The organism is Streptomyces fildesensis, from assembly GCF_016107395.1.
GTDB classification, from domain to species: domain Bacteria; phylum Actinomycetota; class Actinomycetes; order Streptomycetales; family Streptomycetaceae; genus Actinacidiphila; species Actinacidiphila fildesensis.
Map to the genome: position 1 here is coordinate 1 of NZ_JAAIKO010000076.1, position 19,038 is coordinate 19,038.

At 66.3% G+C, this 19,038-nt stretch carries 7 protein-coding genes and 2 pseudogenes; 3 read left to right on the plus strand and 6 right to left on the minus strand.

Features of this window, described 5'->3' with window-relative positions:
* Positions 1–152: 152 nt before the first annotated feature.
* The 3 genes and pseudogenes from C6N31_RS40770 to C6N31_RS40780 form a co-directional block, all read left to right on the plus strand.
* A pseudogene (locus tag C6N31_RS40770) lies at positions 153–1,213 on the plus strand (IS3 family transposase); the annotation flags it as partial.
* Between the two features lie 215 nt (positions 1,214–1,428).
* Positions 1,429–1,797, plus strand: coding sequence for a transposase (locus tag C6N31_RS40775; protein WP_198359497.1), 369 nt, complete (start codon positions 1,429–1,431; stop codon positions 1,795–1,797).
* A complete protein-coding gene (locus tag C6N31_RS40780; protein WP_198359498.1) occupies positions 1,794–3,002 on the plus strand; it encodes a transposase in 1,209 nt (402 codons plus the stop codon). Before C6N31_RS40775 ends, C6N31_RS40780 begins: the two co-directional genes overlap by 4 nt.
* Positions 3,003–3,664: 662 nt before the next feature.
* On the opposite strand, the gene C6N31_RS40785 is transcribed toward C6N31_RS40780, so the two are convergent.
* The 6 genes and pseudogenes from C6N31_RS40785 to C6N31_RS40810 form a co-directional block, all read right to left on the minus strand.
* A complete protein-coding gene (locus C6N31_RS40785; RefSeq protein ID WP_138358794.1) occupies positions 3,665–4,768 on the minus strand; it encodes a tetratricopeptide repeat protein in 1,104 nt (367 codons plus the stop codon).
* 636 nt (positions 4,769–5,404) lie between these two features.
* Positions 5,405–6,160, minus strand: coding sequence for a hypothetical protein (locus tag C6N31_RS40790; RefSeq protein WP_164299013.1), 756 nt, complete (start codon positions 6,158–6,160; stop codon positions 5,405–5,407).
* 318 nt (positions 6,161–6,478) lie between these two features.
* Positions 6,479–6,982, minus strand: a complete 504-nt coding sequence (locus C6N31_RS40795) for an SUKH-4 family immunity protein (protein WP_138358798.1) — start codon at positions 6,980–6,982, stop codon at positions 6,479–6,481.
* Positions 6,983–6,993: 11 nt separating this feature from the next.
* Complete coding sequence (locus tag C6N31_RS45395) at positions 6,994–17,916, minus strand: LamG-like jellyroll fold domain-containing protein (RefSeq protein ID WP_198359499.1); 10,923 nt, start codon at positions 17,914–17,916, stop codon at positions 6,994–6,996.
* Between the two features lie 248 nt (positions 17,917–18,164).
* Complete coding sequence (locus C6N31_RS40805) at positions 18,165–18,686, minus strand: type 1 periplasmic-binding domain-containing protein (protein WP_138358802.1); 522 nt, start codon at positions 18,684–18,686, stop codon at positions 18,165–18,167.
* 215 nt (positions 18,687–18,901) lie between these two features.
* Positions 18,902–19,038 (minus strand): annotated as a pseudogene (locus tag C6N31_RS40810) (IS630 family transposase); the annotation flags it as partial.

Below are 19,038 nucleotides of genomic sequence, written 5' to 3' on the forward strand. Positions count from 1 at the left end.
CGACGAGCTTGGAGTTGCGGACCGTGCGGTTCTTCAGCCAGGTCGCGAGACGGTTGGGTCTGCCGCACGATCGGGTGACAGGTTGACCTGCCCCACCTCACAGGTTCCAGTTCTGCTGGCTAACTGACGGCCTTCACGAAAGGCTGCCGGACATGCCCCGCGCCTACCCCGCTGAGTTCCGCGCCCGCGCCATCGCATTGGTGCGGGCAGGAAAAGAACAGAAGCAGACCGCCGTTGACCTCGGCATCCATCCGGTCACGTTGGCGAAGTGGTTGCGCCAGGACGACATCGACAATGGCCGACGGCCTGGCAGGGTCTCGGCGGAGTCCGCAGAGCTGCGTGCAGCGCGGCGAAGAATCCACGAGCTGGAAACCGAGCTCGAGATCGTGCGCAAGGCCGCGAAGTTCCTCGGCGAGGACAAGCCGGCCCCAAAAGGCTCTACCCGGTGATCGACCGTCTCGTCGATGCCGGGGCACCAGTCGACCGATGCTGCCGGATCCTTGGGGTCGCCCGGCAGAACTACTACAAACACAAGCGCACCCCGACCACACCGCGGCAGTTGCGGCGGGAGTGGCTGACCGGGCTGATCCGGGAGGTCCACGTCGCCTCACGCGGCACCTACGGCTACCGCCGCGTCCACGCCGAGCTCACCCTGGGCATGGGCATCCAGGTGTGCTCGAGGACCGTGTCGGTGCTGATGACACAGGCCGGGATCCACGGACTGCCCGGCCCGGTACGGATCAAGCGCCTGCGGAGTGTCGTCACCGCCGATGACCTGGTCAACCGGAAGTTCCATCGGCTGCGTCCCAACGAGCTGTGGGTCACCGACATCACGCAACACCGCACCAGAGAAGGGTGGGTGTACTGCGCGGCGGCGGTCCTGGACGCGTTCAGCCGCAAGATCGTGGGCTGGTCGATCGACTCCAGACAGGACTCCACCCTCGTGGTCAACGCGTTGGACATGGCCCTCCGCAACCGACGCCCCGAACCAGGCGGGATAGTTCACGCCGATCACGGCGCCCAGTTCACCTCCTGGGTCTTCGGGGAAAGGATCCGCTCCGCCGGGCTCCTGCCATCGTTCGGCACCGTCGGAGACGGCCTGGACAACGCGATGATGGAGTCGTTCTGGTCCTCAATGCAGATCGAGCTGTTGAACCGCAAACGGTGGAAGACCCGGGTCGAGTTGGCGAACGCAATCTTCGAGTACATCGAGAGACCCTGTTGCCCAATTGGGTGAATGCCTTTGATCTCGGTCGTGGCGAGTGATCGAGGGGCGGACTCTGAGGTGGGGCTTGGGGAGCAAGCCTGTGATTCGATCTTGGGGCGGAGGGTCGGGTGTCAATGAGGTCGGGCGCCGGTCGGGAGGTTCCTGAGGGGACGCGGCTGGTGGCATGGGCTGCGTTTCCAAAGAGCTGTCTGGCGATGCGGGTGCGGGACGCGCTTGGTCCGCTGTTCGACGACGAGATCTTCAGGTCCGCCTTCGGCGTGCGTGGTCATCCTGGTGTTGCCCCGGGGCAGCTGGCGTTGGTCAGCGTGCTGCAGTTCGCGGAGAACCTGACGGACCGCCAGGCCGCCCACGCAGTACGAGCGAGAATCGACTGGAAGTACCTGCTCGGCCTCGAACTGGCCGACCCCGGCTTCGACTTCACCGTACTGACGGGCTTCCGCGACCGGCTCCTGGCCCACGGGCTGGAAGAGAAGATCCTGGACCTGCTGCTGAAACGCCTCAACGAGCTGGGACTCGTGTCAGGCCGGGGCCGGCAGCGCACGGCTCCACCCATATCCTCGCCGCGGTGAGGGATCTCAACCGCCTGGAGTTCGTCGGCGAGACCCTGCGGGCCGCCCTGGAGGCAGTTGCCGTCGCAGCACCCCAGTGGCTCACCTCCTGGATGCCCCAAGGCTGGCAGGAAAAATACGGAGCCCGAGTCGACTCCTACCGACTGCCCAGCGACGAGAGCGAGCGAACCCAACTGACCTGGCGCATCGCGGCCGACGGCTACCAGTTTCTCGAAGCGGCCTTCGCGGCCAGTGCCCCGGCCTGGCTGCGGCAGGTCCCGGCCGTCGGCATCCTGCGGACCGTATGGCTCCAGCAGTTCCAGCGCATAATCACGGACGGAGTGCAGGAGGTGGCTTGGCGGGGGAAGGACGAGCTCCCGCCCAGCAGAGCACGCATCACCTCGCCCTACGACCCCGACTCCCGTAACGCCGTCAAGTGCGGCTCGGCCTGGGACGGCTACAAGGTCCACTTCACCGAGACCTGCGACGCCAAGGAGACCGGCCGACGGCACCTCATCACCCATGTGGTGACCACGGACGCCACGGTCGGCGACCCCGTGGTCGTCGACGAGATCCACGACCAGCTCGAGACCAAGGGCCTGCTGCCGGGCGAACACCTGATGGACGCCGGCTACATCTCCGCGGAACTCCTGCTCACAGCGCCCAACCATCGAGGCGTCCGCGTCATCGGCCCGGTCCGGCCCATGACCCGCCGCACCGTCCAAGGAACCGGCTATGACAAGGCATCCTTCACCATCGACTGGGACGCTCGCCGGGCAATCTGCCCCGCCGGCGCCCACAGCCGCTACTGGACCGAGGGACTCGACAACAATCAGCGACCCGCGATCCGCATCCGCTTCGCCACCGAGACCTGCGCGTCTTGCCCCTCCCGCGGGCAGTGCACCAACTCGACACGCTACGGCCGGCAGCTGACCGTCCGCCCACAAGATCAAGACGCCGTCCTCGAACGTGTTCGAGCCGAGCAGACCACTGAGGAATGGAAGGCCGTCTACGCGATCCGCTCCGGCATTGAGGGCACAATCCACCAGGCGGTCACAGCCATCGGCGGACGCAGAACCCGCTACACGGGACTGGGGAAGACCGCCCTCGCGCACATCCTCACGGCCACCGCCGTCAACCTGCTCCGACTCGACGCCCGGTGGACCGGACAACCACTCGCCCCCACTCGGACATCCCACCTCGCTGCCCTGGACCTCGCCGCATAAGCAATTGGGCAACAGGGTCATCGAGATCTTCTACAACCGACAGCGGCGCCACTCAGCTCTGGGCTACCGCACCCCGATCGAGTACGAACTACTCTCCGAACAAGACACCATCCCCGCCGCCAGTTAGCCACCACAGCTGGAACCCAAACCGTGGGGCAGGTCAAGACGTCACCCGATCGTGCGGCAGACCCCCCGGACCACCCGGCTGGCGAGAGGCTTTGTCCTCGATAGATCCACGGCTCGGCCATGCTCGACCACAAAGTCGATGGACCGGTCACTGAACGAAGGAAGCGGACCAGCCGGCTCGAATCTGTTCAGGTTCGGCGCCAAATCCGAGGACTCCCGTATCCCAGCGCTCGATTCCGTGAAGACGGGCCCATACCAGACCAGCCCACTACGCAGCAGAGGTGCGCCGCGAGGGCCAGCGCCTCCCCGAATAGCCCGGGGCCGTGGCGGCGGGCGATCTGAGCCGCGGCGTAGCACGGCACGCCCAACAGCTCATCCGCCCCCAGGCCCGTCAGCAGCACATCCACGCCGCGTGACACCGCCCACTGCGACACCGCAGCATTCAGCCCCGACAACGCGTCGAACCAGGGACCCACGGGGACCAGCGCGGGGCCACCCAGCGCCGGGCCCGCAGCCGATGGCCGTATCGCGGTGGGTCAGAGCGCCGCTACGGCTGGTCGGCCGGCGTCTTCCCAACCCACGACGGCGCGGGCCCGCGTGGCGGCGAACACCTTGAGCGGCTCGCCAAAGTAGCTCCAGGGTGCGCCTCCCGCGAATCCGCCGATGAGTTGGAACTGAACGACGGCCTCGGCGTTTCGCCCAGAGCTCTCCAGTGTGTACGCCAGCATGTGCCTGATCGCCGGAAGTCGGTAGTGACCGGGGGACGCGTTCGCCACCGCGCGCAAAGCGGCGTCCACGGCAGGCGCGGTGGTCGGCAGTGCGTAGATGTCCTCGTTCCCGTCCCGGTATTTCTGCTCGAAGAACGCGAAAATCGGCAGGGTCGCCAGCAGGTCCCCGTGAGGGGCCGAGGCGGCCGCGCGCTGTGCGAAGCCGTGCATGAGCTCATGAGAGCCCTGCCATTTGGCGCACCAGTACTGCAGCGCCGAGGTGTGTGCGCCGAAGTGGTACGGGTCCCGGGTGACGATCTCAGTCCAGAGTGCGCGGAACTCCTCATGCGACCAGCCGAGTCCGCGTGCGACGGAGAGCTGGGCGACGTACGGCGTGGGGTCTGCGGGAGCGAGCTCGACGGCACGGTCGCATGCGTGCCGGGCTTGCGCGAGGACTCGGTGGAATGCCTCGAATTGTTCGTGGGAAGTATGCCTGGCGTTCTGGCTTCCCCGCAGGTTGCCGGCCAGGGAGATCAGCCCGTCCGCATGTACCAAAGCGGCGCCGGGATCATACGGCTGTTCGGCCTGCCAGGCACGTACCCAGCTGTCATCCTGCGCGGCGGCCTCGGCGAGATAGCCGAGCCTGTGCCACCGCAGATCCCAATTGGTGCCCGCCGAATGGAGGTACGCGGAAGCGGTGCGCCAGTCGCCGCCCAGCGCCGCCGCGGCTACGGCTTCGCCTTCGGAACCTGCTGCGGCCCTGGTGGTGTCTACTCGGCCGATAGGGACCATGCCGTAGGCCGCCGGGTCGATCGATCGGTTGCTGTCGGCCGGCTGTGCCGGCCGACGGGCCTTGCGCGTCTTGCGGTAGGACGATATCGCGGCCAGAACCATGATGCCGGTGCCACCGCCGACGGCGGAGAGAAGATCCATGCTGACGCCTCTTCTTGGGGGATGATGCTCAGGAACGGGCAGGGGCCGCAGGATCGATTTCGAATCCGGCGGAGGTGAGAAGTTCGCGCAGCGCTGTGCTGTCGCGCGTGTGACGCAGGCGTCGTCCAGCGCGGACGGAAGGCCGGCTCGATGGCGGTGACGGGCAGCCGCATGCCGAACTGCAGCCAAGGCCGCTCCCCGAACTGCAGCCAGACGTAGTCGTTGTCGATCGCGGCGCGCGGGAGGTGGTAGAACGACGACCTGACCGGGGTCATCTGACGCGGTGTACACCCCGTCGAAATCACATTCCCACCGGGCGAACCAGTCCGCGTCCCGGCGCAGCGTGTCCTCCAGGAGGCGCGCGACGGCGTCGGCCGGGCCCCTACGCGACAACACGTACTGGCCTTCAGAGCTAGTGTGTCTGTTCGCCCTCCCGATGTGACCGGCCCCTGCCCACCGGTACCAGTTCGCGCGACATTGTTCGGCTATGCGATCAACAAGTGCTGCCCGAACTCGGTGAGCGGGAGGCTGACTGGCACGAAGGCCCAAGCCCTCTGAGGTGTCGCCCATCTGGTCGTCAGAGGCGCACGGGGCGCTAGGTGTGCTCGCCGGACCTGGCAAGGAGTCTGGAAGCGATCACCAACGTGCGTCCAGGAGCTCACTCGTGGACATCGCAAGCGAATCAGCTAGCCGATCGATAAGCACACGGGCAGCGCTTTCAGCTGGCATCTGAGACCGTGCCAGCTCATCAAATAGAGGTGGAACCCAGGCAACTTCAGTCTTTGACATTTCCCTTCGAAGCCAGCGCATCCATTCCACCGTCGCCTCTATTGCATATCTGATTCGATGGATGGAAGCATCGCCTTCCATCGCTCGGCGAATCACACGAAATGCCGCACTCAAGCGCACAACAGGAAATGAGCGCTCCGCCAGGATGACGTCAATCCTGCTGATGTCATCAACTTGATCCAATTGTTCAAGGAGCTCCGACCGTCGACACGATGATTGCGCCGCTCGCTTATTCGGCTGGACCACCACCGAAATCAACGACGCCTCGACTTCGTCATCTGCGTAGACATCAAGCTGGAGGCTGGAACCTGGGGAGGAGGCAGGCCATCGGAACAATGGGCGACCAAAGCATTCGCCAAGTGCGAGCATTCCACCGGAAAGCATCAAATTCGCGGAGATGATGCAATGGCTCATTGGCGCCCAATTGCGCCACAGCTCAACTCTGATCGGAGCGATTTGCTGTCGGCACGAGATCGCGATGAGCCTGTCCTCAACCGCGGGCAGCGTCTCGATCGACAAATTGTAGGCCTCAGGGAAAGCACTGTCGTCTCCGATCACCAGGATTCCATTGTCAAGAGTGAATTCGACCGCCGCCATCTTCATTCGACTGCACCTCCTCCTAGCTTCCGGAACCGCCCCCACCAAGACCGGCAGCCAGTCCGACGACGGAGAAGACCCGCCACTTTGTGCAGCACCCGTCCGCTGACGTTGCCGTCAACCACTGCCGTCAGACGCCCCAGAGGCCCCACCGGAATGCATCCGGTGGGGCCTCTTCACATGGCGCGATGGCGATTTGGGAATCCAGCCGAGATATGTCGACTGCGGAGACTATTCGCTCTCTCGACTTGCCTCTTACCAACCATTTCGAGGATCACCGAGATCTCCACTGGCCACCAGCCTGCTACACGGAAAGGGACACCGTCACTTGCCCGGGTAGTCGCCGACTGCCACATCATCAAGGAAAGCGCTCCAAAAACCGTTCGGATCTTCCGTGGAGGTCGCATCAAGGCGCCGGAGTTCGAAGCGGAGCCGATCTGCTGCCGCTTCAGATACATCCAGATCTCTATCGATCCCATACAGTGGGAGCATTCCATTCAGCATGGCCAAGGAATCGACAAAAGCGGCAATGTCTCGATTTACAACCAGAGGTGCCGCGGGGCTCCAGGAGGCCAAAAGCAGCACCTGCCCGGTGTCTGAGCTGATGCAGATTTCATCATCTTCACGAGAGTAGCCGATGGTGACGCCGTTGACGCTATACCCGAGACCCGCACATGAAGGAACAAACGGCCCGTCAACTGCGCGAAAGATAGTGAGGACAGCCTGCGGAACCCCATGATCTTCCAAAAAGCGCCGCACCTCAGGTGTCACCGCTGACGGCACGCCGTCAGGGTACTTAGAGAATTTAAGGTGCGGCGCCATGAACATCACAGCCTTTCTTATCCAAAGATCGATTTAATTACCCCGCGCAGGGCGGTTCTTGCCGCCGTCCTACTGGCCGGGTTTGCGAACGGGATTGAGTAGGTCAACTGTACATCGGCAGGGAGCGAGGAAAGAACAGCGCGCTTCCCGCCGGGCCCTTGACACCTTGGGCACATTCCGTACTCGGTATACATCTCGGCAATGTTGCTTCCGCCCCCTGCTTTTTGTACAAGGTATTCTTCGGCGTGACCCGCGTCATCAGAATGAGCCGCGATGATATTTCCATCTCGGAGCCTCGCTGCTCCGTACAGATTTCCTCGGTTATTGTCAAGCAAGCGCTGAAACGCCGTAGCGCGACTCAACTCAGTTGAACCGTGCTCGACTTGTTGTCCAATGTCTCCGCAGTTGTGTACGAGTACCGGCGTCTGTCCTGCCAGCACATAGTACGTGTGGAGGTCGCCGATGGTGAGGTCGTAGGTGGTGGTGTTGGCGTGGTAGAGGCGGACGTCGGTGACTTCGGCGGTGCCCGTCGGGGTTTGGAGGACGTCGCCGGGGTGGAGGTCCTTGGCGTCGGTGAACGAAGCCTGGGTCTCGTCGTAGAAGGGGTGGTGGAAGGTGGTCGTGAGGTGATCGCTGGGCTGGGTGCTCACCTGGGCGGCCACGGGAGCGGTCGCTGACAGGTCGTGCTTGTCGGCTGCCGTGTGAGTCGCGCTGAGAATGGTGAACAGGGCTGCGGAGGCGGCGAGGCCGACAGCGGTCTTCTTCGCGGCGCTCTTGAGGACAGCCTTAGTGGCGGAGCCGGTGGAGCGCTTGATGCCGACGTCCACGAAGTCGTGGTCGGTGGTGGTGACGATGACCGCGGTGACGGTGTGGGCCTGGGTGCCGGTTTGGCCCGGGACGGCGTTGGCGATGGTGTCGCCGACCTTGATCTGGTCGATCGCCTTGGTGGTGCCGCCGGCCATCAGGACGCGGGTGCTGCCGGTGAAACTGTGCGGCACCCCCTTCCCCTTGCAGCCGCCGGATTCGCTACGGGACCCGGCACCCTTGGCCTCCGCCTTGCTGGTGGCTTGGCTGGTGGCATCGGTGGCGGCGGTTTCCTCCGCCTCGGTGGCTCCCTTGCCGAAGAGGCCGCCAACGGCCTTCATCGCCTTGGGCGCGATCTTGGCCAGGATCTTGCCGCCCAGCGCGCCGAGCGCGCCGCCCAGGGCCCCGGCGACGGCGCCGGTGACCGCGGCCGCTCCGAAGGCGCCGACGCTGCATGCTCCACCGCCCTGTTCAGCGCAGGCGAAGCCCTGTTCCACCAGTGATCCCGCGGCACCGGCCAAGGCCGCGCAACCGATGGTTCCAACTCCCCAGGTGGCTGCCTCGCAGCCCGCGAACACCGCGGTGGACACCACGAACGAGGTGATGGCCGCTGCGTGGTGCTTGACGTACGTGCCTGCGGTTTTCGCCGCCTTGACCGTGGCGTGGTAGGCGGTCCGGGTTGCCGACGCTACCTGTGAGGCCCGACGTTTGACCGCGGCCTTTGCTCTCGTCACGGCGCGGGATATCGCGTGGTGGGCGGAGTGGACCGCGTGGACGGCGGCCTGGTATCCGCGTTTGACGCGTCGGGCTGCGTAGTTGTAGACCCGGCGGGCGCGCCGCATGGTGGAGCGGTAGGCGTCCTGGACCCTGGTCTTCGCGCGGTTGTAGACGCTTTTGGCGGAGGAGACGACGGCCTTCACCTTGGCGGCCGTGTAGTGATAGGCAGCTGCGGCGTTGTGGCTGGCGTGTTCGTAGGCGCGTTCGGCCGCATCGGTGACGTAACTGGCACCGGACGAGACGTTGCTGGCGACCGCGTGGTAGGCCTTCTTCGCGCCACAGACCGCGTCGTACCAGGAGCACTGACCGGAGGGGTCCGCGCCGGCCATCGGGTTGTCGTTGACGTAGGCGAAGGGGTTGGCTGATACCGAGTTCGGTACCGGGTTCAGCGAGACGCTGTCCTTGTTCATGAAGGTGCCGGTCGCCGGGTTGTACCAGCGCGAGGCGGTGGCGACTTTGCCGGTGTCGGATTCGGTCCAGCCGGACTGGAAGCCCAGGTGTCCGAACAGGGCGCCGTTGCCGGTGACCTTGCCGAGCGGGTCGTAACTGGCAGAGCCGCCCAGCGTGGTGGCACCGGAGGTGAAGGTGCCGACCACGTCGCTGTGCTGGTCGGTCAGCGCGAGGACTCCGGTGCTGGTGGAGGCGGATCCCACCACGTTGATGCCGGTCAACGAGCCGCCGGGATCGTAGCTGTAGGTGTAGTTGCCGTCCGAGGCGATGGTGTTGGTGGCGCCGGAGTACTGGAAGGTGCGGGTGGAGTGCTGCACGCTCTCCGCGTCGGAGATGTTCCGGCCGGTCGCGTCCAGGGTGTAGGAGTGGGTGCCCGCGGTGATCTGTCCGCCGTAGGCGTCCGTTCCGTAGGCGACGGTACCGCCGGCGGTGGAGGCGTCCGAGGTCATGGTGCCGCGGGCGGAGTAGGTGTAGGTGTGCGTTCCGTCGGAGGTCAGCTGGTCGCGTGCGTCGTAGGTGTAGACGTCCGCGCCGACCTGGGTCCGGTTGCCGGAGGCGTCGTAGGAGTAGTTGGTGGCCGTGGTGCCGTTGTTCCATGAACTGAGGCGGTTCGCCCAGTCGTAGCTGTAGGTGTTGGCCGATGCTCCGGCGACGCCCGTGGTGGTCTTGGAGGTGAGATTGCCGGCGTTGTCGTAGCCGTAGGTCATGCCGGCGAGGGTGGACGCGCCCTGTACCAGGGTGTCGCCGGTCAGTTGATGCGCCGTGTTGTAGCTGTAGGTGCGGGTCTGCCCGCTGGTGCCGTATTTCACGGTCTTCGGCTGGCTGAGCGTGTTGTAGGTGTACGTCAGATCCGTGCCCGTGGCGGCGTCGTTGAGGGTGGAAAGACGGCCACCCGTGTCATACCCGTACCTGGTGGTTCCTGCCGCGTCGACGTGGGTCACAGGTGCGGAGTCGTCGTTGTAGGTGAAGTTGGAACTGCCGGCGGAACCGGACGCTGTCAGCAGGTCGCCTCGGTCGTCGTAGCCGAAGGATTCCTGGGTGGAGGTCTGGTGGTCCGGACCACCGGTGATTCCGGCCTCTGATGTCGAGGCGCTCAGCACCTGGCCGTTGTTGTCGTAGGAGAAGGTGCGGGTCGCGGTTGCCGCTTCCGCTCCTTGGCCCGATTCCGACAGGACTTGGCCGACGCTGTCGTAGGTCATCGATGTGGTGACGCCGCCCGGTTGCGTCGCGGTGGCCAGCTGTCCGTCCGCGTCGTAGGCGTAGGTGGTCGTGGAGTCCGCAGCCGAGGTGTAGGTGCTGGTGGCGGGGGCGGTTACCGACTGCTGCTGACCCCACGGCGTGTAGCCGTAGGTCCAGGCGTTGCCGCGGCCGTCGGTGAACCGGGTGCGCTGACCGTTCGCGTCGTAGCCGAAACTGGTGGTGATCGAGGTGGTGGCGTTGACGGGCTGGATCTGCTGGGTGATGGTGCCGGCCGCGTCGTACAGGAAATGGTTGGTGTGGCCGTTGGCGTCGGTGGAGGTCAGGACATTGCCGACGCCGTCGTAGATCTGCGAGGTCTGGGTCAGCAGGGTGCTCGTGGCGTCGTACTGCTTGCTGGTAGTCGGCTGGCCGGAGGCGTCGTAGTCCGTCTGGCTCCAGGTGCCGTCGGGCAGGATCGTCTTTTGCCGGTTGCCCTGGAAGTCGTAGGTGAACTGGGTGGTGTTCCCCGCTCCGTCGGTGGACGCGGTGACATCCCCTGCCCGGTTGTAGCCGTAACTGCTGGTGACCCCACCGGGGGTGGTGGAGGAGGACAGGAACGCGCCGTAAGGGTTCCCCGCGGTGACGGCATAGGAGTTGGTCGAGGTGAGAGTGCGGGTGGAGGGGAACCGCTCCAGGGTGGTGGAGGTCAGTTGCCGTCCCAGGTAGTCGTAGGTGGCCTGGGTGGTGGCGCCGGTGCCGTCCGTGACCGACAGCTTCTCGCCGTTGGTGTCGTACACGGCGTGGGTCTTGACTCCGTCGGCACCGGTGACCTGGGCGACGTCACCGAGCTGGTCGTACAGGTAGCTGGTGGTACGGCCGCTCGGGGTGGTCGCCGCGATTTGGTTGCCGTCGCTGTCATAGGTCCAGAACGATGTCGCGGTGAGCGGCGTGGTGGTGCCGGCCGGTGTGTACGGCGGCAGGGTCTGGGAGACCTTGTTTCCGTTCGCGTCGTACACGATGGCCGTCTGGTTGCCGTTCGGGTCGGTCTCCTCGACGGCCTCGCCGAAGGTGTTGAACCCGCTGGTGGTAACGGGGCGCGCGGTCACCGAGGTAGCACCGCCGGTGGCTTCGACCTGGACGGCGGGGGCGGTGGTGACCACCAGGTTGCCGGCCTCGTCGTAGGCGTAGTTGGTGGTGTTGTGGTTGGCGTCGGTCATGGATAGCGGCAGACCGCGCTTGTCGTACACGTAGCTGGTGGTCTGCTGGTTGGAGGACCCGACCGTCCCGCCGTTGCGGCCGTTGCCGAACAGCGTGCTGACTTCGCCCGCCGACAAGGCGCGCGGGTAGGTCTGCACGTTGGCGGTCTGGCCGTTGACGACGTTGGTGGCGGCTGCGCCGCCGGCTTGTTGGGCGCCGCCGATGCTCAGCGGACCGTTGCCCGTCCACGGCGCGGTGTTGGTGCCGGTTCCGGCGAGGGTGCCGTTGACGTACAGCTGCATGGCGCCGGTGCCGGCGTTGAATACGCCCACCAGGTGGGTCCAGCTGTTGGCCGTCGCGGACGCGGTGTGGGCGGAGAAGTAGCTGGTCGGAGTTGCGGAGTCCGAGGAGGGGGCGATGAATGCCCAGCCGGCGAAGGCCTTGCTGTATTGCAGGTAGAACGAAGAGGTGGTGGTGCCGCCTTGTGCTGCGACCGTGCGGTAGGTGCTGAGGTCGGCGAGGTTGGCCCAGGCGGAGACGGTGTAGGAGGCTGTGGTGTTCAGGACCGGCGCGTTGGTGGCGATGGCACCGCCCGTGCCGGTGGTGCTTCCGGAGAACGCCGCCGCGCCGCCTGCCCAGGTCACTCCGCTGCCCAGTGCGGCGGTGTTGCCGGTGCCGGAGGCGTCGGTGACGGTGCTGCCGGAGGTCTGGTCGAGTTTCCACCAGCCCGCCGGGTGGCCGGAGGCGTCGCCGTACAGAGTCTTCGACAGGGTGTTGCCCGACGCGTCGTAGGTGGCGGTGGTGGTGCGGTTCCAGCCGGACGAGTCATGCTCGTTGGAGGATGCGACGTTGTCGTCCGGCGTGTACGACACGCTCGTGGTCCGGTTCACACCTGTCGGGTCAACGGTGGTGCTGGTGGTGCGGGAGGCGGCGTCCACCGCGAAATTGGTGACCGTCGCGCCATTGTTGCTGGTCCGCGACAGGGGGTTCCCGGCGGCGTCATAGGTGTTGCTCTGTAGCTGGGTGCTGGTGGCGCCGTCGAAGCTCTTCTTGGTAACGGTGGAGGTCAGACCGTCGTCGGTGTACGTATAGGTGGTGGTGCTGCCCATCGAGTCCGTGATCGAGGCCAACCGGCCGGACGGATCGTAGGCCCGCGAGGATTCGATCAGCAGGGTCGGCGCACTGGGGTGGACCGGGTCGCCGGTGTACATCAGCCCCTGGGTCAGCAGATGGCCGTTGTCGTCGTACGTGTACTGCGTGATCGTGCCCGACTTGGACACTTCCTTGACCTTGTTGCCGTCGGTGTCGTACTCGAACGTTGTGGTACCGCCGTTGGCAGCGCCGGCGTTGCTGTTCGCATCGGTCTGCGAAGCCAGGTGGTTGTACGCGTCGTAGGTCTGCGTCTCGGTACGGGAGGTGTCACCGCCCCCGGCATCGGCCACGGTCTGCGAGGTGACGTTGCCGTCGTCGTCGAAGACCGTGGTGGTAGCGGCGGTGTGCGTGGCACCGGTCACACGGTCGACCAGCGGCGGGTCGGTCTCCAAGGTGACCTGTCCGGCCAGGTCGTAGGTGTACCGGGTGACGAGGCCGGCCGGGTAGGTGTCGGACAGGACCGTCTTGCTGAGCACCTGGCCCAGGCCGTCGTAGCCGTAGGTGGTGACCAGGCCGGCGGCATCGGTGGTGGACGCGACGTCACCGTTGTGGAAATAGGACACGGAGTTGACCGCGCCGCCGGGCGACACCGCCCTGACCGGCAGACCCTTGGGCACATTGCCGCTGTCCACGGCCGGGTAGGCCGCGCTGCCGTCGCTGTAGACAGTGGTGGCGGTACGGCCTGCGGGGAAACCGGCCACCGGGGGCCCGGTGACGGTGGTCTGGTCGCCGGCCGTGTCATAGCCGAAGGACGTCAGGTACGTAGGGTCGGTCCCGCTGAAGGAACGGCCGTCACGTTCGGTCAGCAGGACGTCGTTGCGCGGGTCCGCGGTGGTCAACTGCGGGCTGGTGTCATCGGGGAAGTAGCTGTAGTAGCGCGTGGAGCAGGCGTTGGCCGCCTGGTTCTGGCAGGTCGTGGTGGACACCACGTTGCCGCGCACATCGTGTCCGGTGACGGTCATCGCCCCGTTGGGGTCCAGGACCGTGTGCTCGAAGCCACCCGTGTCGTAGCCGAACGTGGTGGTGTTCCCGAGTCCGTCGGTCTCGGAGAGTTTGCGGTTGCCGTTGGCCGCGTCGTACTTGTACGTCGAGGTGGCGTTCGCCGGGGAGATGACGCTGATGGTCTCGACGGGCAGCAGGCCGGTGGAGTTCTTGGCAGCCTGGAAGTGGGCGGCGGCGTCCTGGGCGGTCAGCGCGGTGCGGTACTGCGCGACCTCGGCGATCGACCCGTTGAAATACAGGATGGTGCCTGCGGTCAGGCCGTTCCAGCCGCTGCCGGTCGTGCCCGCGCCGATGTAGTTGTAGGTGCGGGCTGCGTTGGACAGCGCGGTGGTGGTCCTCGTCGCGGCCTGGGTCCCGTCCAGGTACAGGGTCTGGCTGGTGGCGGAGGCGCTGACCAGCGCGTGGTGCCACTTGCCGTCGGTGACGGTGCCTGCGGTGGCCATCTGGACGGCTCCGCTGACGGTGTTGACGCCGCCGTACAGCTTGCCGTCCGAGCCCACCCACAGCAACGGGGTCATGGAGCTGACGGACCCGCCGATGGCGGCCGCCTGCTGCTCAAGCAGGATCGCGTTGCCGTGTGTGGTGGAGAACCACAGGTCGGCGGAGGCTGAGGAGGCCTGGGAGATCACGTCGGGTGTCTGCACGCGTGAGCTGGTGCCGTTGAAGGACGCGGCCTTCTGGTCGCTGAACGGCCCGGTCGTTCCGAGGGTCACCGCGTTGTAGGTTCCGTCACCGCCGCGGGTCTCGTCGACCGCTGTGGTGGCGCCCGCTGTGTCCCCGAGACGGAAGTAGGTGGTCGGTGCTCCGCCGAGGACCGATCCGCGGTAGGTCTGGCTGGAGCCGGTGATGCTCGGCGCGCCAAGTTTCCACACCCCGCCGTTCTCGTCGGTGAGCTGCGTGAGGGTGGTGGTGGCGGGGTCGTAGGTCATCGTCGCGTAGGACTTGCCGGAGGGCCGGGTGATGGACGTGAGCAGGCTCGCGCTGTGCGTGGCGGACTTGTACAGGGCGTTCACGTCGGCGGCCACCAAGGGGCGGTCGTACCATGCGGCGTCGGCGATGGAGCCGTTGAAGTAGGTGGCGTAGCCGGTCTTGACGGTGGAACTCTGGTGCGGCTCGTCGGGCCAGTTCCCGCCGAGGAATCCGGCGCCGAGGTAGTTGTACGGCTGGTTCTTGCCGAACGCGACACCGCTTTGGATCGAGACCGTGCCGCTGAGCGAGCCGACCTTGGCGCTGTCCAGGAAGAGGGTCTGGGAGTTGCCCGCAGCCGAGAGCACCACGTGATGCCACTTGCCGTCGGCTACCGAGGCCGCTGTGGTGATCGGGGCGATGCCGCCGCTGTACCAGAATTCGGCCTTCAGTTTGCCGTCGGTTCCCACGTACACCGAGGGGGTGTAGGCGCCCGGGGAATTGCCCGCGTCGACGGGCTGTGAGGCGTAGGAGTACAGCACGCCGGGGCCTGCGGAGGTCTTGAACCACAGCGAGAGCGCACCCGAGTCGGTGTTGTTGCCCAAGTCCTTGGGCAGCGTGACCGAGGAGGAGGTGCCGTTGAAGCCCGCCGCGGTGGCGGATCCGCCGGTCAGCGGTCCCGGCTGCCCCAGTGTGACGTTGCTGTAGGTGGCACTGGTCGTGCCCTGGTTGGCGAGGACCGCGTCCTGGGCCGTGCTGCCTGAGGCTTCGGACAGCGGCCACAAGGAATGCGGGCCCAGATCCTGGGCGGCATTCTGGTACTGCGAACCGGCGGTGTACCCGTAGGTGGTGCACGCGGTGTACGAATTCGGGGCGCAGACCGATGTCAGCTGGTCGTTGGTGTAGCCGTACTTCCAGGTCTGGTCGGTGTTCTGGTCAGTGCCGGTGACCGGGTCGGTGAAGACCGTCGCCACGTGGGCGGCGGCGGCGCCGGGCGGGGTGTTCCAGGTCAGGTGCAGGGCTCGCCCGGAGGTGGCCGAGGTCATCTGCGTGATCCGGCCGCCGGACCAGTTGTAGGTGATGGCGCGGCCGTTGGCATCGGTGATCGCGGTGATGCCGTAGCCGCCGGAGCCCAGGGCCTGAGTGAAGGTGTAGGTGGTGTCGTTCTTGTCGGTCAGGCTGTAGCCGCCGGTGACGGGCCTGAAGGTGGCGAAGCGTCCGGAAGGCGGCGAGAAGGTGGGGTCGCCGTTCTTGCCGTAGCCGACCTGGGATCCGTCCGGATAGGTGACGACCGTGCCGGTGACCGCGCCCACGCTGTTGTACTGCTCGGTCGCGCGGGCGTCGAAGACGCTCGACCAGCCGGCGCCGAAGGCACCGGTCCAGCGCGGGTCACGCGAGTTGTAGTCCCGCTGCACTTCCAGGCTCGGGCCGGCGGTGGAGATGGAGGCGTCGGTGTCCGACGTGGTGTAGTTGCCGATCGACGCGTCGAAGCCGTGGTCGCTGCTGTTCTGCGACAGCCCGGAGGTCACCAGTGGCTGCGGGACCTGGACGTTGAGGGCGTTGAAGGCCGCGGCGGGCGAGTAGAGGCTGCTGTCGTAGGCCTGGACGGTCCAGTAGTAGGTCTTGCCCCAGGTGAGTTTCCCCGCGGGGACCGTCCAGTCCCCTGCCGCGATCAGGCCTGAATCGGCGACCTTCGCGTTGGTGCTGTCGTAGACCTGGAAGTCGTACTGGTTGGTACTGCCGGACGAGGCGTTGGCGCCACTGCCCCAGGCGGTGAGTTCGGGGGTGGTGGTGTACGCGGTGGCGTTGTTGTTCGGGTACTGCTGGTAGATCTGCGGGGGTGTGTTGCCGGTGTAGGTGATGACGATCCGGGGGCCGAACGCCGCGTCGGCGAAGGACCCGAACTGCTTCCAGTGCAACGCGTCATTGGTCGCGGCGTAGATCGCCAGGCCGTTGTCCGCGGTGGTGCCGTTCATCCAGCCCTGGATGGCGGAGGTGGTCAGCGGGACGTCCACCCAGTCACCGACGCTGTGGTCGGCGGCGGTGTTGTGGCACGCGTTGTTCACGGTCGGGGTGAGGTTGCCGATCGAGGCACCGTAGGACGGCCCGGGATAGGACGTCACACCACCGGGCGTCCAGGCGCTGGTGACCAGCGCGACGTCGAATCGCTCCGGGGTGCAGGTCGCGGCCCAGGTGTTGAAGACTCGCAGGGTCGCTGCGGTGACGGTGACGTGGGAGGCGTCGAAGCCGCTGTACCAGTGGTTGACGTAGGAGGCGGCCGAATGCGGACCGGAGTCGTAGGAGCCGACCTTGATGGTCTGCTCGTAGGAGTGGTCCCCGGGGGCGCCCGATTCGGCGTAGGTGGTGGTCCAGCCGTCGGTGATGATCGGGTCGACAGTGACCGGGAAGACCCGTGACGGATCCTTCAGCCACGCGGCATCAAGGACAATCTTCAACGCGGGGTGCCCGGCCTGCTGGATCAGCTGGTACGTCACTGCGTGGGTGGTTGCCGGATCGCCTGAGCGTGGGTCGACCTTGGAGTCGAAGGCGTAGGCCGCGGGGATGCGCTCGGCGGTTTTGCCGCTCGCGTCCTTCAGGTCGATGGAGCCGTCCTTGGCCTGGACGGGAACCAGTCCGGTGAGCGTCAGCGGGAAGATCCAGGAATTCCCGGCCTGCGCGGAGTGCAGGACGATCGCCTCTTTGAGACCTTGGGCGGTCGGCGCCAGGTGGAGATCGGTCTGCGGGAGTGCGTTGTTGTACGTGACGTCGGTACCGGTTGTGGTGCCGGTGACGGGCGCTGCGCCCTGGAGGCCGTAGGACAGGCTGTGACCCGAGCCATCGGTGAAGGATGCCAGGGCCGGATCCGTGCTCTTGGTTGCGAAGTCCACGCCCAGGGAGTTGGCGGCTTCGTGCAGTCGGCCGTCGGTGGAGGACTTGACCCGGGTGTCGATGGCCTGCCACGTGCCGTTGCTGTCACGGTAGTTGACGGGTGTCTGGGACAGCTGGCGGCTGGTACTGCCGTCGGCGTTGTCGTACACCGTGGACGTGCGATCCGAAGTGGCGGCGTTGCGCTTGCTGGTCTTGGCGGAGAAGCCGCCGACCGTGCGGCTCTGGCCTGGCTTCACAGCCTTGCCGTACGGCTGGTACGGATCGAGTGCTCCGTGCCCCTTGCCCGGCGCACGGCCCGCGCCCTTGCCCGCGCGGGTCGAGGCGGCACTCGCACGGTGACTGAGCCCGGCCGCGGTGCCACTTTGCTGTTTCGGTATGCGACCCCAGTGCGGGTCCTTGAGCCATGCCGTCAGCGAGGACAGGCTCGGCATCGACAGCGCCGGCAACGTGGCGCCGTCAGCGGCGGCCTGTTCCGTCGTCAAGACCAGCGCCATGCAGACGAACGCAATCATCGCGGTGGCGCGCAGCCAACGGCGATGGAACGCGACCCGCCGGGCGGAACGGCGGTAGGGACGAGCGCGCACGGCACAGCTCCAGATGATCATCGGCACACAAAACTTGCCGATCATGCACAGCGAGCTCACCGAAAGTCCACAGACAGGGGTGGATCGTGGACTCCCCATTGCCATGCCATGGACAATCGGCTCAAAATATCCGATGCGTCCGAACTGTCCGTGGAGAGATCTTTGCCAAGCGAGGAGCCCGTCAATACCTTGCGGAAGGCTCAGTCAACTCCCCTTCAAGGTCCCACCAAGGCCACACCACTGCCTGATCACCCGTGGGTCGCCGATTCCACTGCGGAGGCGACGGACGATCGTGTGGCGTTCGGCGAGTCAGCCGGCAGGACGGTGACGTTCGAACCAGTCGCCGTTCCTCCCACGATCACGAAGCGAGTCCCGGGGAACTTCGGCCCGTCGATGGCCACCGCGCCGCCTGGCGCCGCACCCACCGTCAGCACCACGGTGCAGTGCCGCTGCGCCAGCGAAGCCAGGAACGGCGCCGCGTTGGCGGCGCTCTGCTCCCCTGCCACCGCCAGATACATCACCCGCGTCCGCGTCTTCGCCGAGGCATCCTGCATCCCGGCCCACACCGGCACCGCCGCCGCGTCCGCCAGACCGCGATCCGACGTGAGCAGACACGCCTGCTGTTGGGAGTACTCGCGGGCACGAGTCGGAGGAATACTGTCGGCCCGATGCGAACCCGGCAATACCGCCACCAGAACCGCCGCTGTGATCACCACTGCCGCACCCACCGCCAGCAGCAAGCCTCGATGGGCACCAATCCACGCCTTCACAGCAGTCTCCCCAAGTACGTCGGCGGACCCCAAGGACGCAGCCCGCTCATCGAGCCCCGCAGCCTACGTCGACCTCACCCGGGTAATCGCCGCCGGGTATCACCTGCTGACCCGCACGACCGCCGCCGACAGCACGACCCGGGACTGCGCTGCACCCCGACGGACAGTCGCTCCCGATGTGGTGACAACCGGGGCGTGTCCGACGGTCTAGCCTCGGCCCGGTGGCGGCGGTGCAGGGAGCCGATCACTGTGCCGGTGGCGATCTCGAGCGCGGCGAACAGGGTGGTGGTGCCGGCGCGGACGTAGTCATGGGTGGCTCGCTCGGGAACTCCGGGCATCATCGGCAGCACGG